This is a genomic window from Chitinophaga sp. YR573 (assembly GCF_900110995.1).
Lineage (GTDB): Bacteria > Bacteroidota > Bacteroidia > Chitinophagales > Chitinophagaceae > Chitinophaga.
On the sequence record NZ_FOJF01000002.1, the window covers coordinates 1 to 24,369 of the forward strand.

The following is a 24,369-nucleotide window of genomic DNA, read 5'->3' on the forward strand; positions in this document are numbered from 1 at the left end:
CTGTCAAGAGAAGTTAGTATGAACAGGATGCGCTACATTATAGACGCAGACATGCAAAACTACTTTGGGAGTATCAATCACCAATGCCTGCGGGAATTCCTTGACCTGAAGATAAAAGATGGCGTGATCAGGAAAATGATCGATAAATGGCTGAAGGCTGGAATATTAGAAAACGGACAAGTGATGTATCCAACGGAAGGTACACCTCAGGGAGGTAGCATCTCTCCGTTGATCAGTAACGTTTTTCTACACTATGTTCTGGACGAATGGTTCAAAGAACAAATCCAGCGATTACTGAAAGGTAACAGCTTTATCATCCGCTTTGCAGATGACTTTCTGTTAGGTTTTACTAACAAGGAAGATGCATTGCGTGTGATGGAAGTACTACCAAAGCGATTAGGAAAATTTGGATTGACACTTCACCCTGAAAAGACTAGATTGATAGATCTGGGAGAAGTAGAGGGAGAGGATAAACATCCAAAGAAAACGTTTGACTTTTTAGGCTTTACGCATTACATGAGTAAAAGCAGGAAAGGAAAACTTATTCTGAAACGCAAAACAAGCAGTAAGAAGCTGAATCTGTCATTGAAACGATTGAGTGATTGGATTAAGTTTTATAGACATAAACTTCCCATTGCGGAACTTATGAAAGAACTGAACCAAAAGCTACGCGGCCATTATGCTTATTACGGTATGACCTTTAACTATAGAAAGCTACACACGTACTATAACCGGACAAAACATTTGCTCCATAAATGGTTAAACCATCGTGGCGGTAAGCGTGTCTGGACGTGGAATAAAATTGCAAAGCTGACTACAGAATGGATACCTCTTGTAAGACCGAAAATCTATCACAGTCATCAATTAGCAAAGCCATAAATAGAGGAACCGTGTGCAGGAAATCTGCTCGCACAGGTCTGTGGGGGAGCGGGGAGGTAACGAACCGCTCTACCCGGAACCAATTGGTATTGATAGTTAGTAGATTGGTATTGTAGCGCCAATTTAATTCAGACGTATCAAGTATATCTTTTACAGCAAAATAACCTATTGTAGGTACTAGCACATTTTCATTTGATCATGCTATAACCCATAATAGAGCAAATAGGAGAAAGCGTCTTTAGGCTGCGATTGACAACCAACTCAATGACATTCGAGTTATGAAAGCTCGTTTTTATTCAGGGATTAAAATAAGAATCTGACCTTCTTGTTTCCAGAACCTTACATTCCAATTCTGAACTGCCAATAACATCCTTTGGAAGATTGCACTTTAATAAGGCCAAATCTTTCCTCCGGAGGAGATTTGTGGCGTAAAAGGTTGAAAATATCACAAATCAGAGATTTATGATCCCCATAATAGGAATGACCGAGGAAGTCAGTATCAAGCTGCGATACATCAATACTGTCCATTTGCTCAATAATTACAATGTTGTCTCCTGCATCTCCCGCCCTGGGGTATCGGTGTATTTTTTTAGACAGCAGAAGTGCCTTGTCATTTTCTGATGCATACAAGGTAAAGCGGTGAGCAAAATGGAGTATCTTTTTAAGCAAATTGGTGAAATGCCCCTGGTCTACATCCGGAGCGGCCAGCATTATCTGGTTAAAGGTTAAATGTTGCCTGTCGGTGACGATAGAATTTTCTGCTATGGAGGCCAGTACTCTTAAAAGAGCCCGGTTACCCATACTATGTGCCAAAATGTGAACTGTGTTAATACCACAAACTTGAACTACAAGGTTCAGGAAGGTAGCCAGGTCTGGCTCTGCGTATTCAATATTTGCTTCATCCACGGTGTAATTAACGGTTGCTACTTCTGACGGCCAGCTAAAAAATAAGGAAATACCCTCAAATGCCAGATCGTAATGGATCTGGGCCGATCTGCGGGCCGCATCTTCAAAAGAAACATTGTAACCATGGATAAATACTATGGCTTCCTGTTTTTTTGCATTCCTCCATTTGGTTGTTAAAGATCTCACGAACTGTTCTTCCTTTTCAAGAAGAGTTTTAAGTAATACGATATGCTTTTGCGGATCTTGCCTGAATTCCAACCGGAAAATGGAGGGCGCTTCCAGCTTTCCTAATCTATGATCTCTGGGGATGCTTACTTCGCATTTTCCAAAGGATAATTGGCCCCGCATAATCCCGAATTCAGAAGACGAGACCGAGGAATTTAACGGTTCCCGGTTTGTACCATAAAAGACCTCTACTACTGCGTAATTGAGTTTGTCAGGCTCTTGCACCCGGTACATAACTGTATTATCAAAACTGGAAGGCAATGTAGATTGTTCTGTCACTGCTACTGATAAATCGATGCCAGTGGATTTAATATCTTCTAGTATCGCATGCCAGAAATTGGTTCCTTTAATGTTGGCGTACGAAAGATCTGTGGAAGTAAGGTTTGTCGTTTCTAATTTCGCTTCTTCAAGATTGGCGCCGATTAGAAGGGCTTCTTGAAAATTGCATCCTCTTAGGTCTGCATGAGCCAAGTGAGCATTAGTGAAGTTTGCGCGGTATAAGTTGGAGTATCTTAGATCTGCATCACTAAGATGAGCATCTATAAAAATAGAATCCGGCAAAACTGATCGTTTGATAGTTACATACCTAAGATCAGCACCGGAGAAATCAGCTTTAGTAAGGTTCACATTTTGAAACGAAGCCTTTAACAAATAGGTCTTCTTAAAAATGGCATTTGACAAATCAATCTCTGAGAAATAAGTCATTGATAGATTTGAGAAAGAGAAGTCAGGCGAAGCTAAATAGGAATTAGAAAAATGGCCTGCGGCCAGGTTTTTATTTTTAAAGTCTATTCCGAGAAGGTTACATCCAGAAAATACAATGCCAGTAAGATTAGACTCATCCAAATCGGCATCTTCTAAGTCGCAAGAATACATACTACACGATTGCAAATTAGCATTTCTCAAAAAAGAGTTACGAAACTTGCATCCATATAAATACCCATCTGATAGATCGGCTCCTTCCAGGTTGGATTCAGATAAATCGGTTCGCATCATTCTAACATGTTTCAACCTGGCAAACATCAGATTGGTTTTTGATAGATTTGCTCCGTCTAAACGGGTGTTCTCTAGGCTTGCATTTTCCAGGTTTATTCCGGAAAGATTGGCACCTGTTAAATCAAGCCTTATATCTTTATTCCGTTCTCTCCACCTTAAAAGCGATTCAGCACCTTCATGCACAAGTTTTACGTGTGTTGGATTTGCCATTTGGGGTCAGCGGTATTTGTTATTAAATATAGGGAAATTAGGTTACATAGTTTATATTACCCTCTACTTGATCAGAGCTGGGATGGAGAAATACAAAGTAGTTGGTATTTTTCAGGTGATTCTAGGAATATAAATTTGTGAGAGCTGTCTTAAGTAGTACGAACTCCAAGCGGCAGTATAACATAGCCCAAAATACAGAATCTATGATACCAATATTTGAACAAGGACAAGGTGAAGGAATTGGACATTCGTTTGACACCTTCTTAACCAGATTTATTGCGATTTGTGAAGAGCACTTAAAGAATGGCAGAGCAAAGGCGTTTGCATTTATACTTTATGACTTCCATGATAGTGCTATTAAACAGGTTTTACGTTCGCAAGGAGGATTTGCACGCCTGGACCGTTTGGCTGGACACGATCTTTCTGTATTCTATTTACATTCTGATAATAAAAGACAGCTAAACGCTTTCAATGACATTTTTCTTCATATGTTTGACATACTCCCTGCCCAGAATCTGCCGTTCGTTTTATTCTTTAAACTGGTTGACCGAGATGCTGTGGATGTTGAAATCGCTGAACTTGAACAATCGAATATAATGTTCGCTTTTGACGAGCTATACCAAAAAATGGAAGATTACATTGATAAATTAAAAAATGATGATACAAAGAATGATCATAGGTCAAGTAAATTTCTTTGCCTTTACCAATTTGTTAAGAAAATAGCAGCGGAGAAGTTTATTGAATATTTGGTAACAAAATTAGGTGAGTACGCTGGACGAAACTTGATATAAAATCAATGAGATAGTAAACGACAATTAAAACGGGCTTTACAGAAGTAACCAGAACGACCTTACCATTTGCTCATATCGTTGGTAGTGTTCCGGTCTAATATTACAAATATAGGATCTGGTATTCCTCCTTTGTTTCACGTTCTTTTTTCTGTGCTTCGGATTTATCATCATAGTCGCCGGTAAACCTGCGAACCATTCGCATAACATAATCAGCACCAGGCGTCCTGGAAGTTTCCGGTTCAAGTCGTGTGGCCAGAGAGTTGAGTGTTACCATTATCTTTTCACCATGAGCACACTCAAACAGGGAGTACTTGGCCTCATCAAGGCAATAGCGACTCAAAGCAACTGATAGTTGATTACATCGAATGATATTGTAATGTTTTATAATTCAAATCTTGATATGACAGATTCAGGTAAACAAAATAGTCATAACATTTGTTACACTTAAGAATGATATAAATCTAAATTAATTCCTAATAGTTTCTATTCTGCTTTTACGAAGGATTATAAAGTTTATATTAAGATATCGGTAGACTGTGAAATATATTAAAGTCTTAAATTAATCAGAAGGCAGAATAAATAGATGGAATTAGAACAATACTGAAATCTTTCTATATTGGTAATGTCCGCTGCGTAACAGATTACTGTAATAAAATATTAAATTAATTTTTAACTGTTAATGGCAAAACAAGACACTCAAGAAGTATGTTTAAATGGTCATCAAATAACCGACCGATATTATAGCTCTCCTGAATTCCGAAAGAAATTTTGTACAACCTGTGGTGAAAAAACCATTCATACTTGCCCTTCATGTGCTAAAGATATTAAAGGACACATGATTTATGAGAATGTTATTGACTTATCAGGTAGATCTACACCAGTCCCTAACATCTGCGATAATTGTGGTGCAGATTTCCCTTGGAGAGAAAAGAAACAAAAAATAAAAGAATTATCAAACCCAACAAATGTTGAAAAAGATGCAACATTTCTAATTGGTGTGCTATGTGATAGATTTCATTTAATAGTTAAGCAACTTAGGCAACGACACAACGATAGACCTACTTTAGACATTAACGATGAATACGATGTACAAGATTTATTACATTCTCTTCTTAAAATATATTTTGATGATATTAGACCTGAAGAATGGAATCCCAGTTATGCTGGTAGTTCGACTCGATCTGACTTCTTATTAAAAGATGAACAGATAATAATTGAAGTCAAAAAAACAAGAACTGGGCTGAAAGCAAAGCAGCTTGGAGAACAACTTATTATTGACATTGCACATTATAAAAATAATTTTGGCTGTAAAATCCTGTATTGCTTTGTGTATGATCCAGAAGGTTATATAAGCAATCCTAAAGGAATTGAAAGTGATTTATCAAAAAATGAAACCGGATTTAACGTAATTGTAAACATTATTCCCAAAGGGCATTAAGTCTGAAAAGAAAAGGATGAGATCATTGCAAAGGTACCGATTACATAAAATAGCAAACCCCAACTAGTGCGGATTTGTTATTTACACATCAGTTTTATCAAAGCTGAGATGAAGCAAATAAACTTCAAATTGATCTGCAGGAATTCTTACTTCCTCTCTTTCCTGTAATATAAGCATCCCTTTCCAAACACCATCAGCACTAACTTACTATTCTCCATAATTGCTTGACGAGATATAGACTTCAAACCAGTTCCTTCGATGGAATCTGTAAAGGTGTGCGCAGTTTTAACCGCCTCTTTAATTGTTCTTGTTAATTCAGACATATAAAATGATTTAAGGACACAAGGTAACGCGCTAAATAAATCAATTCAAAAATCAGGAAAGTTAATACAAGGTTAAGGGTTATAAGTAATTGATTTTGTAGAAGTAGCAGCAAACTAAAGTTGCATGAAGGTTACTTGATGGTAAAGAATGTAATGATTTCCCTGATTTACCCTAATAAAGAGATACGTTATAACCGCTGAGCATTCCAATAGTCAGAAAAACATTTCGAACGTCAGCTCTCATCCTTTCATTATCTGGGAATGAGTTTCCAAATCTAGCCTCGATTCGACGGTTCTCTTTGTTATAATCGAATAAAATAAAATCAGACATCGTGAAATTCATAGTCAGGGTAATGATTTTCCAGTAAGTGATGCAATGATTCTTCGAACTCTTTAATGAAGTTATCCATAATAAATTTTTAGAAACCGAATATAACGAAATGAAAATAAAAGATTAATGCTGTGCCAGGGAACAGGGTTGCAGATAAGCTTCGATTGCCAAAACCTTCGTTGTTGTTAATATACTCTTGATAGTAGTCGAAAATATTGTCGTTAATCTTATGGACTGGAATATCCCCACTGAAACAGACTGTTTTTCTATTACTAGTTGAGATCTCCTGGCTTCCAGAATGGAAAGAGCCTCTTTGTAATATTCCTTCTGTTCATAGTTTTAGGCTTTGCCCAAGCATAAATTCCTCTTGCTTTACGCCGGCCAGCGCCTTTGCCCCATTCGAAATAATGCCATACATTAAATCCGTCGCGGGAATCCGTTGTGAAATAGAAATAGTGCTCGCTATAATGTTCACCAATTGTACGCCAAAATAGGCGGTAAAACGTAGCAAAATGTGATATTTTTCAAACTGCGATATAATTAAAAATCCACGTAAACACTGTTTTATCAGTACCTACGGTGATTTTTCAAGTGCCCAATGGTGAATGGTAGAGTATTTTCGAACCAAGTATTACTGATTATGAGAGAATTAGTTTCACTAAAGCTATGATTACAATAGTAGATGAGTCTAGTTCCCATTTCTAAATCCCTTGAGACTACGAAATTTATAAAACGTCTGATTTCCGCAAGTTTACTATCATTTGATAGTGGATTCGGTCTTTCACACAATAACAATTTCTTGATCCGATTCTTCCAAAACAATTTACAAAGGTTTGTATGTTTCGAAAAGAACCTTGGTGAAAGATGAAATCCTGACCTAGATAAGTACGTTTCGTTGCCTATTCCAATTAAGATATTGGTACGTTGTCATAAATCAGCAAGAGTCAAAATTAGGAAAAAAGAGCTACGATAAAACCTTGTGCGCCCACTAATTTAACTTGAATATACTAGTAGATATCAACGCCCCAACAACCAGAATTCCGCCTTGCAAGTCTCTGTTGCCAATATTTTCAGTGTTGTTTAAAATCTGCTTATAATTTGCAAAAAGCCCCAGTTCTGCAACCTGCAAGGATGTGTTAAATCCAATAGTGTGAAACGTAGGAGGCAGTGCTTTTTCACCTAGCATTTCATTTCTAATACTGAAGTCTTTGGGTTCTGTTGCAATCAGCTGATAATATGGGTAAAAAGTAAACCCAAATTGTTTAGTTATAGCCCCCAGAGTGAAGTCCCTTCTAAGATCTATTTTGGCCCCTATTGAGAAATTTGTAGAATGAAATTTTAAGATGGAATCTTTCGAAGGTGTATAAATATTCCGATTAAATGAAAACTCTACAAAAGGTATCAATCTCCATGGCGCATCTCCGCTTCCTAGTTTGATTAACCATTCATATCCGAGTGTCAAGTCCCTTTTTCCTATGTCTGGGAATAGAAAGGTTCTGGCAACAACACTTGTATCCGCTGAGTTTCCTGCCCTAGCATTATACAGAATATAGACAGCGTGGTGTGACCACCTCGTATTGTCTTTCTTTTTTTGGAAGGCTATATAAGCGCCTAATGCTAAGCTACCTCCTAAGTTCTGCGAGTTGGTAATGTCGTTTGCGCCTCCGATACCTAAGATATCTATATCAATTGGATTTACCACAGATGCATCCTTCCTATTCGCTCCCAGATTTAAGGCGCCCGATGGCCTAATTTGAGTGGGAATGAATTGCTGTGTGAACGCATTGAGAGATAAGAGGCAAAGAATACATGTGATCAAGAATTTCATAATGATGGAGTTCATTAATTAATAGAAAATAATTTTTCGTTGAACACCTCCGTATGAGGCATTGATATTAATGTAAATATTTTCGATTTAAACAATAAGAGATTGTAATATTATCGTATCAATTGGAGTTTTCTGAATCGACTAAATGGGTTATTCCCTTTTAAGTTGAAAACGAAAGAAGTGCTCTCAGCTGACTGGCTTTCATCAGTCAGAACCGCCTGCACTTTTATCTCATATAGAATGTGTGAGCCAAGTCCTCCAAGTTTAATGTAATTATTCGTTGTTGTTATAGTTTTCCAGATATTAGATTTCACCTTTTTGGCTAGGACATTGTACTCCTTAGCTCCATCTATCTCAGTCCAAAAAACAAATCCGTAACGACAAGTATCATGGATCGGTTTGCATCGGAAATACTTTTTAAATTCCACAATTGTAGGTGTAAATATGTCTGTCCGTCTGTTATCACTTACCAATAGCTGCCGGTTTGCAACGTCATTATTCATAAAATGAGATCTGTCTCCGCCTTCTACAAACAAGCTACGCATTCTGTCCTTCTGTTTCTTTGTAAACATGCACATGCAGGCATCATCTACGTAATCCATATAGTTCATAAACATTTCGGCCACAGTTTCTGGGCATTCAGGATTATAAACCATAGGATGGTTAGGACATCCGTAATTTTGACCATATCCGTTGCCTTTGTTTCCTTCATCCGACCCGCCCTTTTGTGGAGGAGTGTCGGCGACAAGATCATCACCACAACCTCCGTAAGTGTCACCGCCAATATGACGCAGATTAAGCCAATGCGCTAATTCATGCGTTAATGTTCTACCTTTGTCGTATGGTCTATATGGAGATGGTACCCCAAAACATTTGTAGTAGATAACTACTCCGTCATATTCACACAATCCTCCTGGGAATGCTGCATAACCTAATAATTGCCCATCACTACCATCCGTAATATTTCCCACCCAAATATTTAAATATTGGGTACAAGGTAATGCATCGACACCTCCCAAATAGGAGAATTTAATCGGTTCATAACTAGGACTATAAACTTTATAGCCATTACCATCCTTGCGCGATTGAATAAGGAATTGTCTTTTGTTTGTCTTAATTCGATTTATAGAATGAAGGACAAACTCAATTTGGCAATCAGCTATCCTATCTTTAAATATTTCCGGAACATTTATTATATCCTTATTTTTCGCGGAGAAATCCAGATTAAGTTGAGATATCTGCGACTTTATTAACGAATCAGGTAAATTTTCCTCTGACGCATTGTACACAACATGCACAACCACTGGAATTTTTATCATTCCTGTTAACCTACTCAACTTTTCGTTCAGCAAAGAATCGGAATTGGTTCGTCCATAACGAGAGGATAACTCTGGATAGTTTCGTATGATATTTTGTTTATACGGCTCTGTTCCACAATTTCGCTGGGAATGGACTAAAAAACTTAGGCAACAGAATATCAATATGAGTATAAGTTTGAGCATAAGATATATTTTAATTTACAATACAAAATATTCTTGTCAGAATTGCTAGTATTTATCACCATTCCTCATTAATCCGCAATTACTTGTCTATATGTCTAAAAACAAAGATGCTTGAATTTAGATCTAACAACAATACCAACTAGTTTGTATTTTTCTTGTTTCAGTGGTCTGAAATTTTTCTCCGAATGTCTTTATTAGTGTTTGTCATTAGTGAAAATTATTTGGATGAGAAGGATTAGATTATCCCTAAAACTAGATGCTTACAATACCGTTGTTTATTAATCATTTTAACAAGCCACAGGATACTGAATCGGGTTATCCAAATTTACGGGAGAGTATGTTATGGGGTTGATCGAAGAATACTCCTAATACTTATGATGATATAAATTGAAGAGCCGAAAATTTGAAGTCGAATTGAAACACACTGCGTGATTTAAACTTCACAAATTATATGTATTATATCAAGAATGAAGTGACCTTTAAAAAGCAATAAGCTAAGAGGTTTATGATATGTATAGACATACTCCAAATGATGAGTTGTGTAAGGCTTGTAAAAAAGATCAAAATTACTCTTGGCCAATAAGATTCGATATTACATATAGCGAGAGAGACGAAGAGGAAATTCAGAATCGAACCTATCGAGATATGATTATAAATAACTTATAAAATGGCTTTAAATCCTGTAGAACAGAAAATCCGCTACTAGAGCTATTGTCTGAACACAGTTCTAAAAAGAATCCAGCCTTACATGACTGCAGTAAATTTCTATGGAAATTTAGACTTTGATTGACAGTTTTCATCTTGTCAATCAAATGTTTAAACATGAGTCCAAAAGAACTATCAGACATTCGTAGAAAACTCAGAGTAATACAGCATGGTAAGGAAACCGGCAACATTTCCAAAACATGTAGATACTTCGGTGTATCAAGGTAAACGTATTATAAATGGAAGAGAGATTATGAAAAAGATGGTGAAGAAGCACTAATTAATAGCAAACCTTGTCCTCAGAATCCTAAGCTCCGTGTTCCTACAAATATTGAAGAGAAAATCATGCACTTGAGAACAATCTATCACTTAGGTCAGGTACGGATATCCTGGTATCTAAAGCGCTATCATAATATAACCGTTTCACCCGCAGGCGTATATGGAGTACTTAAAAGAAATGGAGTAAATAAGCTGTCTCAAAATCAGCGTAAAAGATCGATGGAGCAGTTCAAAACATATAAAAAACAAGTACCTGGTCACAGAATATAGGTTGATATTAAGTTTTTAACCTTCACTGATAAGTCTTCCGGCAAGGAAATCAAACGGTTTCAATATACAGCCATTGATGATGCAACAAGAGCCAGGGCATAAAAAATATACCCTAAGCATAATCAGAATAGCGCAATTCAATTTATAGACTATATAAGAGATAAATTCCCATTTCGGATACATACTATACAAACGGATAATGGACACAGATTTCAAGCTCAATTCATTGGCATTGCGAAGATTTAGGCATACGTCATGTATATATTAGAAAAGCTAGTCCTCATTTAAATGGAAAAGTAGAGCGCTCGCATTTAACACACAAACAGGAATTTTATCAGCAACTGGAGTATAAAGATGATATAGACATAGACAAAAAATTAGAGGAGTGGAAAAAATTCTATAACTGCCATCGGCCCAATGCAGTCTTAAAAGGAAAGATGCCTTATGAAGTTCTCAGAAAAAAACTACAATCCAAACCATGATGTATCCATTGTTAGAAACCCCTGCCGGGATGGGGGGTAAGGGGAATGACGCGGCAGCAGCGCCTTCCCCAGGAAATTTTAATGTTTTGACTACAGCAATCGTATTGTCAATGATATCCCAAGGATCACGTGTAATGGCTCTGATTTTATCTAACAGTCAGGTACAATTGGGCCTAAGCAACAGGTAGATCATTGAAAACTAAGTTCGTCTACCCTTGATCGAACCAATTTGAGCTTGAATATGAAATACTTATAAAGTAGAGTGAGATAACATAAAATGCAAGACCCGCTCTATGAGCGGGTCTTGCATTTTATGTGCCCAGAACTGGATTCGAACCAGCACACCCTTGCGAGCGCTGCGACCTGAACACAGTGCGTCTACCAATTTCGCCATCTGGGCATCTCCTTTTCGTGTCAGGGTTGCAAATGTAAACACTTTTTTAAAATGAACAAATTTTTATTCGGATTCATGGATAAGTAGCGCCACAGGGAATTGTTTAAGTATGGCAGACACAGATAAAACCCCTTTGATAGCAAGGATTTCATTAGTGAAAACGTTCCTGAACCGGGAAGGTGCCCCGGCAGGTAATAACACCGTTGCTGTATCAGAAGAAAAGCCGGGGAGAGGGGTGATGACTACCAACCATTGCTTACGGTAAGCCCGCGCATAAGCCAGGACTCCTGATGAACTGCTCTGCAAGGGCAGGTAATCTCCTTCGAGGAAGAGGTCTGGATACAGCTTGCGTAAGGGCAAGGCTTTCCAGATGAGATATAGCTTTTGTAAGCCCGAAGAGCGGTTAGCAGAGAGATAAGAGAGTGAGAAGTCTTTGGACGTAAAGGAGGCAAGCGCAGCCTTCCGGATAGTATAGTCCACCGGGCGGCGGTTATCGGGATCTACATAGCTGTAGTCCCATAACTCGCAACCCTGATAGATATCCGGGATACCAGGAGCGGTGATTTTTACCAGTACCTGGACAAGAGAGTGTATAAAAGCATGTTCATCTAAAATAGAAAGGAAATCCCGCAGGGGGTGTAGAAAAGATGAATCTGTAAGGATCTGTTGGATGAAGTCCGTACCGGCCTTTTCATAGGTTTCATCAGGAGTAGCCCAGTGCGTATTAACTTTCGCCTCACGCGCCGCTTTAATAAAGTATTGCTGCAAACGCTTTATATACTCAGGAGTAACAACGCCATCTGGTGGAAAGCCCGCTATAACAGACTGATAAATGAAATACTCGTCATTTAAATCACCGGTAAAACCAAGGTTACGCCATTGGGTCACTAACGCTTTCCACTCAACAGGAAAGAGAGTGAGCATATTAAGCCTTATACGGGCATCCTCGCCTCTTTTGGTATCGTGAGTGCTGGTTGTATTCAAAGACTGAGGAGTATGCAGCTGGCGGGTTAATAAACGCTTATGAAAGGCATCTAAAGAGAAGTCGGCAGGAGCGGGGCTATCGCCTACTTCATTAAAGGATAACAAAGGATTGTACACGTAAAAAGTTGTATCCTCTACACCCTTGGCAGTAAGAGGCCCTGTAAACTGCATCAGCCGCTCTACAAATAATAGCCGGTTTTTATCGGAAGTATCTTCGAAAAAACTCTCTAATAACGCCATCTCAGTCTCAACAGTACGGTTCCGCGCCCGCGCTCGTTCAAATGTCTCCCGTACAATCTCCTCATCAAAGGGGCGATAAAGACGATAAACTGGTAAACAAAGCATGAATAACGCTAACGCCTCTTTCAGCTTCTGTCTGTTAATACGTGTATCCGCCAGTTTTAGTGTGTAAGCATAGCGCACCAGGTTGTCCCATTCACCCACCATATACTGCTCTAAAATCAGCCTTTTTTTAGCATAAACAGTTCCCTCATAATCAGGGGTAGCAGGTAATAATTCATGATAAAACTGACGTAGTATTATTTCACCTTTACGATCAGTTAAAAGATGATTGGTGTATGAAAGGAATTCATATCCGCTGGTACCCTGCAATGACCAGTCAGAAGGGAAAGACTCATGGCTTTCTAATATCTTCTCTGCAATAATATAACAACTACTGCCAAACATCCTGCGTAACTGACGTATATAAGAAGCCGGATCACGTAACCCGTCTATATGATCTATGCGTAAGCCCTGTATTAATTCTTCCCTGTAAAGGCGATGTAGGAAAGTATGGTATTCCTCAAAGACAGGTAACGTTTCCATACGCAAAGTTATCAGCTGATTTATGGTAAAGAACCGGCGGTAATTGATATTATGATCAGCTTCACTCCATGTACTAAGCTGGTAATATTGCTGCTCCGCTAATTGGGCCAGCAGAGTAGGGCTGTTATTGATTCTTTCTATAAGATCAGTCAATAAGGAGGATTCTAATAACGGTGCCAGTAATTCTTTTTTACGCTGAACCCAGTCAATCATACTAGTGCCAATTGTGGCCTGTTGATATAAAGCGTTCATAAGCTGCTTAATATCACCGGCAGCAACAAGCACTTCATACGCAGACACCGATAACGGAAATACCTGCTCAAAATAATTAATACTAAAACCATTACCTGAAACAGATAATTTAATCTCCCCATCGGCAATACATTCCTTCAGTGTTTTGGCCAAAAAAGGTGCTATTACCTTACCTGCAAAAGAAGGATGATGCCAGTCTATATCAAAATATTCATAATAAGGTGATAAAGGCCCTCTCTCCAGCACATCATACAACCTTGTATTTGTAGAATGATACGCCATATGATTCGGTACAATATCCTGCAACCAGCTCATCCCTTTCTCCTGCAAGCGCTGATGAATAACGCGTAACTCTTCTAATGTACCAATAGCCGGATTGATAAGATGGGGTTCCGTAATATCATAACCATGCCGACTACCAGGCGCTGCCTGAAACACAGGAGACGCATAAATTGTAGAAATACCAAGATCGTACAGATAATCAATAATCTCTTCTAACTGCTTAAATGTAAAACCTGCATGAAACTGTAAGCGGTATGTTGATGATGGTGAACTATAAGATCCGGCAGGCCCAGCAAAAGGATATTTATTCATCATAAATGTCAGTAGTGAAAATAATATGCCAGCTATGCAGCATATTGATAACGTAGAATATATGCGACGTTATTCTACAGTCTGAAACATAAAAACGGGATAAAATACTATTGCAGGGTTTTTGCAGCAAGGAATATAGAAAAATTATAACCATGTCAGAAACCGGAAAAAATTGGTGGAAAGAAGGCGTCATATATCAGATTTACCCAAGAAGTTTTAAAGATAGCAATGGAGATGGAATAGGGGATATTCCCGGTATCATCTCAAAACTGGATTACCTGCAAAGCCTTGGTATTGACATGGTATGGCTGAACCCTGTATACGGATCTCCCAATGATGATAATGGTTATGATATCAGCAACTATTATGATATTATGAAAGAGTTTGGTACCATGGAAGATTTTGATGTGCTGTTAAAAGGACTCCACGACAGGAAAATCCGCCTCTTAATGGACCTTGTAGTGAACCATACCAGCGATGAACACCCCTGGTTTAAAGAAGCAAAACAATCACGGGAGAGCGCTTACTATGACTATTACCATTGGTGGCCTGCAGAAAAAGGAACGCCGCCTTTCCGTTACAGTCATTTTGATGCCAGTGGTAATGCCTGGACTTACAACAAAGCTACCAACTCTTACTATCTGCATTATTTCTCAGAGAAGATGCCCGACATCAACTGGGAAAATGCAGCAACAAGACAAGCCATTTACGAAATCATGCGCTTCTGGTTTAAAAAAGGAGTAGATGGTTTCAGGATGGACGCTATCTGTTATATTTCCAAAGATACAAGCTGGCCTGATGTAAGAAACCTCGTAAGAGATAAATACAATAACGACTGGGCAGGATATTACGCACATGGCCCGCACCTGCATGATTATCTGCAGGAGATGCGCAAAGAGACAATGGATGGGTTTGATGTAACCACACTGGCAGAAGCATCCGGTATCACCATCGATGAAGCATTACTCTTTGTAAAAGAAGATCGTAAACAATTGCATATGCTGTATCACTTCGAAGGTATGATGCTGGGATATGAGAAAAACGGATACAAACGCCCTGATCCTAAAGGCCCGGATCTGGTGCAACTAAAAAAAGTATACACCGCCTGGGACGAAGTATTTGAACAGGATGGATGGGGAACGATTTATTTAGGAAATCATGATCAGCCGAGGATGGTGAGCAGATGGGGAAATGATACAGAAGAATTCAGGGAAGTATCTGCAAAAATGCTGATGACTTTCTTACTCACGATGCGTGCAACACCTATCTTCTACAACGGAGATGAAATAGGTATGACGAACATCAGATTTAATAAAATAGAAGATTACAGGGATATTGAAACGATCAATATGTACAAATATCTTCAGAGTAAAAAAGAAGACCTGGAACGTTTCCTGAAAGATCAGCAAACCAGCGCCCGTGATAACGGCAGAACACCTTTTCAATGGGATGACTCTATCAATGCAGGTTTCACCACTGGTAAACCCTGGTTGAAAATAAACGATAACTATACTACACTCAACGAAGCTGCTGCAAGCAGTAATGACCGTTCAATATTACAGTTCTTCCGGCAGATGGTATTACTCCGTAAACATACACCTGCATTGGTATACGGTACATATGATCTCTATGATGAAAAACATCCACAGGTATATACATATACACGTACACTGGATAAAGAAATGTTGCTGATCGTATTAAATTTCTCTAAAGAGAAAATTGATTACGACATACCTTTCCAGTTAGCCGCTGATATAGAACCACTGGTAAATAATATGCTGACTTTTAACTTGAAAACGCTGGAACCATATCAGGCATTGATATTCGGTCCGTTGCCTCCATCCAAAGTAGTCAGTCGCAGAGCCGAAAGGGTATTGAAGACAAAAAAAGAAGTAGCATTTTAAGGCAAACTAAATAACATATACTCTTTCTGGTTACCCGGCAGGGTAACCATTTTTTTATAATGTAACCCTATTTTCTGCAGCAGGGAAATGGAATGCGTATTATCTTCCGTAGTAATAGCCACCACCATATTCAGTTTCAATACTTCCCGGGCATATGTCATTACCGCAGCAGTAGCTTCAAATGCATATCCTTTTCCTGTATAATCAGGATGTAAAGCAAAGCCTACATCCACATCATCCAGGCCGTCCCTTTTAATCAATCCACTCATTCCTACCGGTATATCCCCTTCTTTCAGTTTAATGAGGTATAATCCAAAACCAAGACGTTTATAACTGGCGATTGGTCCGTTTAACAGGTAGTTACGTGCTTCATCAAGATTTTTAATACCTCTGTCCCCGATAAAACGTAACCAGGTAGGTGTATTCAGCAACGTTAATACAAAAGGGGCATCCTGAACTGTCAGCTCGTTTATACTCAGTCGTTCGGTTTCAGAGATTAGCATAGATTTTATTTCAACAGAAGATTTGTATAAATTTAGTAAAAAACACCGATGGTTAAATACACGACTACGATATTAAGGTTTGAAAAAATGGGAGAAAAGACGGGCTGGACCTATATCGTTGTGCCTGCTGATATTGCAGAGGAGTTAAAACCCGGTCATAGGCAGTCTTTCCGTGTAAAAGGTAAACTTGATAATTTTAAAATAGCTGCAGTGGCATTAATGCCCATGGGAGATGGTAGTTTCATCATGGCGTTAAACGCCGATATAAGGAAAGGTATTGCCAAAAAGTTAGGCGCAAAACTGGATGTACAATTAACAGTAGATAATAACCCTGATCCCGTTTCTTCCCCGGAATTTATAGAATGCCTGAAAGATGAACCGGCAGCCTTTGAATATTTTAATTCATTACCCAAAGGCCACCGTAATTATTTTATGAAATGGATAGAGAGTGCAAAAACAGAACCGACCAAGGCTAAACGTATTGCACAGGCAGTTACTGCCATGAGCCGGAAACAGGATTATCCCACCATGATCAGATCAAACAGAAACTGATACCGACTTATTCAGCTTCTGTAATTCCAGCACTGTTCCGCTACTGCTTTCCCGGTACATAGGCACAAACTTCTTATTATATTTTATCTCACCGTAAGTGTAGGATGTACGTTGCTGTACCACGTTGGAATATACATCACTGAACCCTCTTATCAGGGCATAAATTTCCACATCAGCTGTTTGTAAATCTTCTGTACTCAAACCCAGTAACGGGCTTTCTGCTGTAATAGGATGAACCACCGTCCAGTTCATCGGTAAGTTCTCAATCTTGCTTCTTTCCAGTTTCAGGTCAAAATACCGGTAAGCAGCCGGGCCTTCATCATGTACCAGCATTGCAATATTCACCTGCACATTCACATCCGTCAGTGCATGGTGGTCTTTATAACACACAAAGCGGAACATTAACGCCATCCCATCCTTGTAAGGAGCTATTACGGCATGGTCGCTAAAGGCCAAATGAGCCTTAGGACGGGCAAATCGTCCGTACATAAGACCAGTTGCCAGCGCAAAGGACAAAAAGCCGCTCATCGCCTCTATAGAGGCCAGGAAATTAGCCCTGTCCCCAATCGGGTTCACCCTTCCGTAACCAACAGTGGTAAACGTTTCCGTACTGAAAAAGTACACTTCTTTAAAAGTTCCCCAGGCCGATCGGGTGGCAATACCCTGCAGCTCGTTTGTTCCTATCAGCAGGTAAATGGCCGTATATAACAGGTTCAGCATGATGAAGGTTATCACCAGTACACAGGTAAATTTCCATGCCGGCAGATTCAGCAACGTCTGATACACACTGTACCTGTCCAATACGGAACGCCCTTCTTTACGCAGGTTGTAGGTCCCGTCGCGGTTCACAAACCGGCCCCCATAATTGCTGATGGTGGTACTGAAGCCGGTATCTTCATTCGTTTTAGAAAATGGGTTGATGCGTTTAAGCAAAGCCATATAATGAGTGGTTTACACAGCAAATCTACTTTTCGTTTTTCAATTGTGTACCTTTACAGCTGTCTAAATAACTTAGTTCATGTATAAAGTAGGTGAATACAACCTGTTAAGAGTAAAGAAGGATAGTGATTACGGGTTATTCCTGGATGGGGGAGAGCAGGAGATTTTAATGCCTAACCGTTTTGTTCCTGCGGGTGCAAAAAAGGGTGATGAGTTAAAAGTATTCATCTATCATGACTCTGAAAACCGCCTTACGGCTACCATGCAGGAGCCTTTTGGGGTAGTGGGGGATATCGTGAACCTCAAAGCTACCGGAGTGACTGAACAGGGCGCTTTCCTGGATTGGGGCCTGATGAAAGACCTGTTTGTACCGGCTTCCAAACAGTTAACGACTATGCACCCGGGACAAAGTTACCTGGTAAAGATTTATATTGATGAACAGACCGGAAGGGTAGCTGCTACTGAAAAGCTGGACCCTTACCTGAGCAATGAAGACCTCACACTGAAGGAACTGGATATCGTAGATCTGCTCATTTACCGCCGTACAGAGATCGGTTTTGTAGTGATCATCAATCAGAAACATACCGGCGTCCTGCACTTCAACGAGGCTTTTGGCCCGGTAGATATAGGAGATAAACTGAAAGGATTTGTAAAATCTATAAAAGGAGATAAGATTGATGTTGTAACTGGTTTACCAGGCTATAACCGTGTTGAAAACGAGGGAGAAAAGATCCTGCGCCTGCTGAAAGAGAACAACGGATACCTGCCTTATCACGATAAATCTGATCCCCAGGAGATCTATGATTTCTTCAGTATGAGTAAAAAGACTTTTAAAATGACCACCGGTAGCTTATATAAGGCCCGGAAGATCACTTTCACCCAAACAGGGATCAAACTGGAAGAAAACGAATAATTTTTTTTAGATAAAAGGACGGCCCGGAAGATAATCTTCCGGGCCGTCCTTTTTATGATACTATTTTGATTTACAGCCCTTTCTCCTGATATCACCCCTATATCTGTATCAAATTATGATAAAATAATATCTATCACGGGTAAAAGAGGCTTAGTACTCTTTGGGCACTCGCACGACTCCTACCTGAACTATTATTGTCTACCATTTTTATTTGAAAACCTTAACACACCCTCTATGATGACCTGCTACACAAACCGGTTGCGCGACATTCCACGTCTTGCGCACCAATCATTTTTAACCTGTATCATGTTACTGCTAGCCCTATGCCTTGGGGTAGCACCAGCCTTTTCGCAGCTTAGCAGGCTGCATGCGGATGGTAAAAAAATTGTAAACGCCAGTGGCCAGGAAGTAATCCTGAAAGGGGTTGGCCTGGGTGGCTGGTTATTACAGGAAGGTTACATGATCAAAGAAGGGTACTCCGGTTACGGGACCCAATGGTCTATTAAACAACGTCTGTACAACCAGGGCCAGACCGACGCCCAGGTTGAAGCATTCTACCAGAGCTGGCGCGACAATTTTATCACCAAAGCTGATATAGACTATATCGCTTCTCTGGGATTCAATTGCGTTCGTTTACCAATGCACTACGACTTGTTCCTCACAAGTGCGCAACGTGCAGTGCGTAACGGCGTGGCGCGTAACAACGCCAACTATGAAAGTTATGTCAGCTCCCTTACCAGCTGGTATAATGGTAACACCCTGTTTACAGATCCTAACCTGGAAGGTTTCCGTCTGGCAGACAGCGTGCTGAGATGGGCCAGTGCCAACAACATGTATGTTATTTTAGACCTGCATGCTGCTCCGGGTGGTCAGGGTTCCGACCTTAACATCGCAGACATCTTCCCCGGTCAGGAACATGGGCTTTGGAACAGAAGCATTTACCGCGACATTACTAACCGCCTCTGGCAGAAACTGTCCGCTCATTACACCAACAACGATGCTGTTGCTTTCTATGATCTGATCAATGAACCTAATAACGTTCCTGCCAATCAGACCATTCATGATCTGTTCGAAAGACTCATTAACTCTATCCGTGCTTTAGGTGATACCCACCTGCTGATGGTAGAAGGTAATGCTTACGGTAACAACTACAACTACATGGAGCCGTTCACGTTCACTAACAGAACCAACTTAGTGTACAACGCGCACCGTTACGGTAACTCTACTTCCACCACCGCTACAAGTGGCGATATCAACCAGATCAGTGAGCTGGGAAATATTGTGAACTTCCGCAACACCAATAACTGCCCTGTATGGGTAGGTGAAACCGGCGAAAACAATAACAGCTGGCTGAGTGCAAACATCGCAGCGATGAACAGCCTGGGTATAGGCTGGTGTCACTGGACTTACAAACGTACTACTTCCGGCGAAAGTCCTGCATTACTGCGTATCAATCCTCCTACACTAATGGATGGTGCAGGCAACATGGCCGCAGTACTCAACAATATCAAGTTCGCCAACAACGTAAAAAATACAAGTACCATCGCAGCTGTTGCTCCTGGTACACCGCCAACTAACACTACAGCACCTATCGGCAAAACTATCTGGCTGAGAGGATTCAATAACTTATACGTTTCTTCCGAAGATGGTGCTACCACAGGAATGAACTGTAACAGAGCTACCGTACAGGGCTGGGAACAGTTCCTGGTTGTAGATGCCGGTAACGGTAAAATTGCTTTAAGCAATAACGGTAAATTTGTTTCTTCTGAAGACGGTCAGCAGGCTATCACCTGTAACAGGGCTACTGTACAGGGATGGGAAGCTTTCGACTGGGTACCTACCACAGATGGTAAAGTATTCCTGAGAGGCAGTAATGGTCTGTATGTATCTTCTGAAAACGGTACACAGGCAATGACCTGCACACGTACGACTCCAAGCGGATGGGAAGCCTTCGCTTATGGTGAAGTAAGTGCAGCAGCAAGAGTTGCAGCAGCGGCAGCCGCTTCTTCGTTTAAGGTAGTAGGTTATATGCCCAGCTGGGCAGGTAGTGTAGATGCTGTTCAGTACAGTAAACTCACACATATCAACTATGCGTTCATATTACCAACAAGCACCGGTGGTTTAACTGCTGTTGAAGATGCCACTAAATTAAGAAACCTGATCACCAAAGCACATGCTAATGGTGTGAAAGTAGAAATCTCTATAGGTGGATGGAATAATGGTAATGATGGTGCTTTCGAAGCATTTGCTGCTAATAGTACTTACCGTACAAACTTCACCAACAACGTTCTCAACCTCATCAACCAGTATGGTTTGGATGGTGCTGATATCGACTGGGAATATCCTGATAATGGTGCTTCTGCCAATAACTATGTGGCATTGATGACACAGTTAGCCACTGCTTTACATGCACAGGGTAAACTGTTAACAGCAGCTGTTGTAGGTACAGATGGTGCAAGTATCCTGAATGCAGTTTTTGCACAGGTAGACTTCTTAAACCTGATGGCATATGACTATAACGACTTCCAGCACTCTACTTATGCTTATGGTCAACAATCTCTCAACTATTGGGTTGGTCGCGGATTACCTAAAGAGAAAGCCATTTTAGGTGTTCCTTTCTACGCCCGTCCAAGCTGGGATAACTATAATGTACTGTTACAGAAAGGTGCAAGTCCTTATGCAGACGTATGGAACAATAATGGTTACAATGGTATTACTACCATCAAGAACAAAACCAATTTTGCTTATGATAATGGCGGTGGTATCATGATCTGGGAACTTTCCGGTGATGAAGGTACCGGTGCTAACTCCCTGGTAAGCGCTATCCACGATGCTATAATAGCTAAAGGTGGTGGTACAACACCTCCTCCGACTACAACAGCGCCTGTTGGTCAGACTATCTGGCTGAAAGGCTTCAATGGTCAATACGTTTCTTCTGAAGATGGAGATACTGCTGGTATGAATTGTAACAGGGCAACCGTACAGGGCTGGGAACAGTTTACTGTAGTAGATGCCGGTAATGGTAAAGTGGCACTCAGCAACCAGGGATTATATGTTTCTTCAGAGAACGGTACTAAAACCATTACTTGTAACAGGGCTACTGTACAGGGCTGGGAAGCGTTTGACTGGATCACTAATGCAGATGGAACCATCTCTTTGCGTGGTAACAATGGTCTGTATGTATCCTCAGAAAACGGTACAAAAGCAATGACCTGCAACCGTGCTACAGCACAGGGATGGGAGAATTTCAACTACGGTATCGTGAGTGCTGCTGCGGCTAAAATAGCAGCAACAAAAGCTGATATCAGTCTGGAAACTTCAACCGGTGTACTCGTGTATCCTAACCCGGTAACAAAGGGTACTACCTTAACGGTGAACGTACAGAAATATGATGGTACTGCACCAGTACAGGTATCTATGGTAGATGTGAATAAGAGAGTAGTCGCATATAAGAAAGTAAATGCGCCTACAGTGTCAGTATCTACAGGTAATGTATCCAGCGGTTTCTATATCATGGTTATCACCAATGGTAAGAACAGCTATACTAAGAAAGTAATAATACAATAAGAGTATAGAGGGACTGACCGGATTGCTTCGTCAGGAGTAAACTGTTTACGGCTTTCCGGTCAGGCTCTTTCCTTAGATTAACCATTTAAAAACAATCCGGGAAAACCTGTTTTTATGACACAAAACCTCTACAGAAAAATCGCCTTTCTGTTGTTGTTGATCGCAGTATCCCTGCAATCATCCGCACAGTTTAAGGTAATCGGTTACCTCCCTACCTGGGGTGGTACCGTAAGTAATGTTCAATTCGATAAACTAACACATATAAACTATGCATTCCTGATCCCTAATGGCACCGGTGGTTATACGCCACCGGATGATCCGGGAAGACTGCAGGCACTTGTTACAGCAGCACATGCTAAAGGTGTGAAAGTGATTATCTCTGTTGGTGGCGGTGGTGGTGATGTTGGTTTCAGAACAACAGCGGTGAATGCTACTTATCGTGCGAACTTTGTAACCAGCATGGTGAACTTCTGTAACCAGTACAACCTGGACGGTGTTGACCTCGACTGGGAATATCCATCTGCAGGTGCACAGGCACAGGGTTTCGTAACACTGATGCAACAACTGGCTAATGCTTTTCACCCACAGGGTAAATTAGTAACAGCAGCAGTAATCGGAGATTATGGTGATGATAGCTTTTTAAGTACACTGTTCCCTATCGCAGACTTCCTGAACATCATGGCATATGATGACAACGATTTTCAGCACTCTACTTACGCACTGGCTGTACAGTGTTTAAACTACTGGCTGGGTCGCGGATTACCTAAAGAGAAAGCCGTTCTCGGTGTTCCTTTTTATGCACATCCTGATTATATCGCCTACAACGATCTGCTGAAGATGGGCGCTGATCCTTATGCAGACGTATTTAATAATAAGTACGGCTATAATGGTATCACTACTATCAAAGCTAAAACCAACCTGGCCTACGACCGTGGTGCAGGTATCATGATGTGGGAATTATCCAACGATGAAGGAACCGGTGCAAATTCACTGGTAAGTGCTATTCACGAAGTAGTTGTAGCAAGAAGTGGAGATACTACCACACATCCTTCTACTGCGCCGATTGGTAAAACGATTTGGCTGAAAGGTTTCAATGGTCAGTACGTTTCTTCTGAAGATGGTGATACTGCCGGTATGAATTGCAACAGGGCTGCTGTACAGGGCTGGGAACAGTTTTCTGTAGTAGATGCCGGTAACGGTAAAGTGGCGCTCAGCAACCAGGGATTATATGTTTCTTCAGAGAACGGAACCAAAACCATCACTTGTAACAGAGCTACCATACAGGCCTGGGAAATGTTTGACTGGATCACCAATGCAGATGGTACTTTCTCTCTGCGTGGTAACAACGGTAAATACGTTTCTTCAGAAAACGGTACAAAAGCAATGACCTGCAACCGTGCTGTGGCACAGGGCTGGGAGAATTTCAACTACGGCATCGTAACAGCATCCGCTGCACGTTTGTCTACAGTAGCAGCAAAAGCTGAACCTGTAAGTGTTGAAACCGGCAAAGGATTACTGCTGTATCCGAACCCTGTTCCAAGAGGTAGCGCTATTACCGTAAGCATCCGTGATTACAACGCAAATGCACCCGTACAGGTGTCTATGCTGGATGTAAACAAAAAGACAGTAGTATACCAGAAAGCAAATGCGAAAACAGTTACTGTAGGAACAGAAAAACTGAGCGCAGGCTTCTATATACTCGTTGTTAAAAACGGTAGCAGCAATTACACGAAGAAAGTGATCATACAATAAATTGTAAAGGCTGACCAGGATGTGG

At 40.5% G+C, this 24,369-nt stretch carries 16 protein-coding genes, 1 tRNA gene and 1 pseudogene; 9 read left to right on the forward strand and 9 right to left on the reverse strand.

The genetic code is table 11. The features are described from left to right. On the forward strand, positions 1 to 879 hold an 879-nt coding region (locus BMW86_RS20130; protein ID WP_143056640.1), incomplete at its 5' end, for a reverse transcriptase domain-containing protein. A 339-nt stretch (positions 880 to 1,218) separates the two neighbouring features. Here BMW86_RS20130 and BMW86_RS20135 read toward each other — a convergent pair. After that, positions 1,219 to 3,216 (reverse strand): pentapeptide repeat-containing protein, encoded by a 1,998-nt coding sequence (locus BMW86_RS20135; protein ID WP_089783746.1) that lies wholly within the window; start codon positions 3,214 to 3,216, stop codon positions 1,219 to 1,221. A gap of 203 nt (positions 3,217 to 3,419) precedes the next feature. On the opposite strand from BMW86_RS20135, the gene BMW86_RS20140 reads away from it, so the two are divergent. Next, the gene (locus BMW86_RS20140) at positions 3,420 to 4,007 is read left to right on the forward strand and encodes a hypothetical protein (RefSeq protein ID WP_089783747.1); all 588 of its coding nucleotides are present in this window, start codon (positions 3,420 to 3,422) and stop codon (positions 4,005 to 4,007) included. 100 nt (positions 4,008 to 4,107) lie between these two features. Here BMW86_RS20140 and BMW86_RS32585 read toward each other — a convergent pair whose 3' ends face one another. After that, positions 4,108 to 4,347, reverse strand: coding sequence for a hypothetical protein (locus tag BMW86_RS32585; protein WP_143056641.1), 240 nt, complete (start codon positions 4,345 to 4,347; stop codon positions 4,108 to 4,110). Positions 4,348 to 4,686: 339 nt separating this feature from the next. On the opposite strand from BMW86_RS32585, the gene BMW86_RS20145 reads away from it, so the two are divergent. Beyond that, complete coding sequence (locus tag BMW86_RS20145) at positions 4,687 to 5,445, forward strand: DUF2321 domain-containing protein (RefSeq protein WP_089783748.1); 759 nt, start codon at positions 4,687 to 4,689, stop codon at positions 5,443 to 5,445. 146 nt (positions 5,446 to 5,591) lie between these two features. Here the strand turns inward: BMW86_RS20145 and BMW86_RS32875 are convergent, their stop codons facing one another. The 3 genes from BMW86_RS32875 to BMW86_RS20155 all read right to left on the reverse strand — a co-directional run bounded on the left by BMW86_RS32875 (position 5,592) and on the right by BMW86_RS20155 (position 9,429). Continuing rightward, positions 5,592 to 5,768, reverse strand: a complete 177-nt coding sequence (locus BMW86_RS32875) for a hypothetical protein (RefSeq protein ID WP_177189332.1) — start codon at positions 5,766 to 5,768, stop codon at positions 5,592 to 5,594. Positions 5,769 to 7,087: 1,319 nt separating this feature from the next. Next, positions 7,088 to 7,927 carry a hypothetical protein gene (locus BMW86_RS20150; RefSeq protein ID WP_143056642.1) on the reverse strand — a complete coding sequence of 280 codons (840 nt, stop codon included), beginning with the start codon at positions 7,925 to 7,927 and terminating at the stop codon, positions 7,088 to 7,090. Between the two features lie 110 nt (positions 7,928 to 8,037). Beyond that, positions 8,038 to 9,429: a zinc metalloprotease gene (locus tag BMW86_RS20155; RefSeq protein ID WP_089783750.1), complete on the reverse strand. Its 1,392-nt coding sequence runs from the start codon at positions 9,427 to 9,429 to the stop codon at positions 8,038 to 8,040. Positions 9,430 to 10,413: 984 nt separating this feature from the next. Here BMW86_RS20155 and BMW86_RS20160 point away from each other — a divergent pair. Further along, a pseudogene (locus BMW86_RS20160) lies at positions 10,414 to 11,165 on the forward strand (integrase core domain-containing protein). Positions 11,166 to 11,481: 316 nt separating this feature from the next. Here BMW86_RS20160 and BMW86_RS20170 read toward each other — a convergent pair. Both BMW86_RS20170 and treY read right to left on the reverse strand, forming a co-directional pair. Then, a tRNA-Leu gene (locus BMW86_RS20170) sits at positions 11,482 to 11,565 on the reverse strand. Positions 11,566 to 11,622: 57 nt separating this feature from the next. Next, on the reverse strand, positions 11,623 to 14,217 hold the full coding sequence (gene treY / locus BMW86_RS20175; RefSeq protein ID WP_089783752.1) for a malto-oligosyltrehalose synthase: 2,595 nt from the start codon (positions 14,215 to 14,217) through the stop codon (positions 11,623 to 11,625). A gap of 149 nt (positions 14,218 to 14,366) precedes the next feature. Here treY and BMW86_RS20180 point away from each other — a divergent pair, with 149 nt between their 5' ends. Continuing rightward, positions 14,367 to 16,118 carry a glycoside hydrolase family 13 protein gene (locus BMW86_RS20180; RefSeq protein ID WP_089783753.1) on the forward strand — a complete coding sequence of 584 codons (1,752 nt, stop codon included), beginning with the start codon at positions 14,367 to 14,369 and terminating at the stop codon, positions 16,116 to 16,118. Here the strand turns inward: BMW86_RS20180 and BMW86_RS20185 are convergent. After that, positions 16,115 to 16,621 carry a GNAT family N-acetyltransferase gene (locus BMW86_RS20185; RefSeq protein WP_089783754.1) on the reverse strand — a complete coding sequence of 169 codons (507 nt, stop codon included), beginning with the start codon at positions 16,619 to 16,621 and terminating at the stop codon, positions 16,115 to 16,117. The genes BMW86_RS20180 and BMW86_RS20185 overlap by 4 nt on opposite strands. Positions 16,622 to 16,669: 48 nt before the next feature. Here BMW86_RS20185 and BMW86_RS20190 point away from each other — a divergent pair, with 48 nt between their 5' ends. Next, complete coding sequence (locus BMW86_RS20190) at positions 16,670 to 17,173, forward strand: YdeI/OmpD-associated family protein (protein WP_089783755.1); 504 nt, start codon at positions 16,670 to 16,672, stop codon at positions 17,171 to 17,173. On the opposite strand, the gene BMW86_RS20195 is transcribed toward BMW86_RS20190, so the two are convergent. Then, positions 17,159 to 18,112, reverse strand: coding sequence for an ion channel (locus tag BMW86_RS20195; RefSeq protein WP_089783756.1), 954 nt, complete (start codon positions 18,110 to 18,112; stop codon positions 17,159 to 17,161). The two genes, BMW86_RS20190 and BMW86_RS20195, sit on opposite strands and share 15 nt — an antisense overlap. Positions 18,113 to 18,191: 79 nt before the next feature. On the opposite strand from BMW86_RS20195, the gene BMW86_RS20200 reads away from it, so the two are divergent. From BMW86_RS20200 to BMW86_RS20210, 3 genes are all read left to right on the forward strand, one after another. Then, on the forward strand, positions 18,192 to 19,025 hold the full coding sequence (locus tag BMW86_RS20200; RefSeq protein WP_089783757.1) for a CvfB family protein: 834 nt from the start codon (positions 18,192 to 18,194) through the stop codon (positions 19,023 to 19,025). 306 nt (positions 19,026 to 19,331) lie between these two features. Further along, a complete protein-coding gene (locus tag BMW86_RS20205) occupies positions 19,332 to 22,592 on the forward strand; it encodes a glycosyl hydrolase family 18 protein (protein WP_177189333.1) in 3,261 nt (1,086 codons plus the stop codon). A 114-nt stretch (positions 22,593 to 22,706) separates the two neighbouring features. Continuing rightward, positions 22,707 to 24,344, forward strand: coding sequence for a glycosyl hydrolase family 18 protein (locus tag BMW86_RS20210; RefSeq protein WP_089783759.1), 1,638 nt, complete (start codon positions 22,707 to 22,709; stop codon positions 24,342 to 24,344). The last annotated feature ends 25 nt before the right edge of the window (positions 24,345 to 24,369 follow it).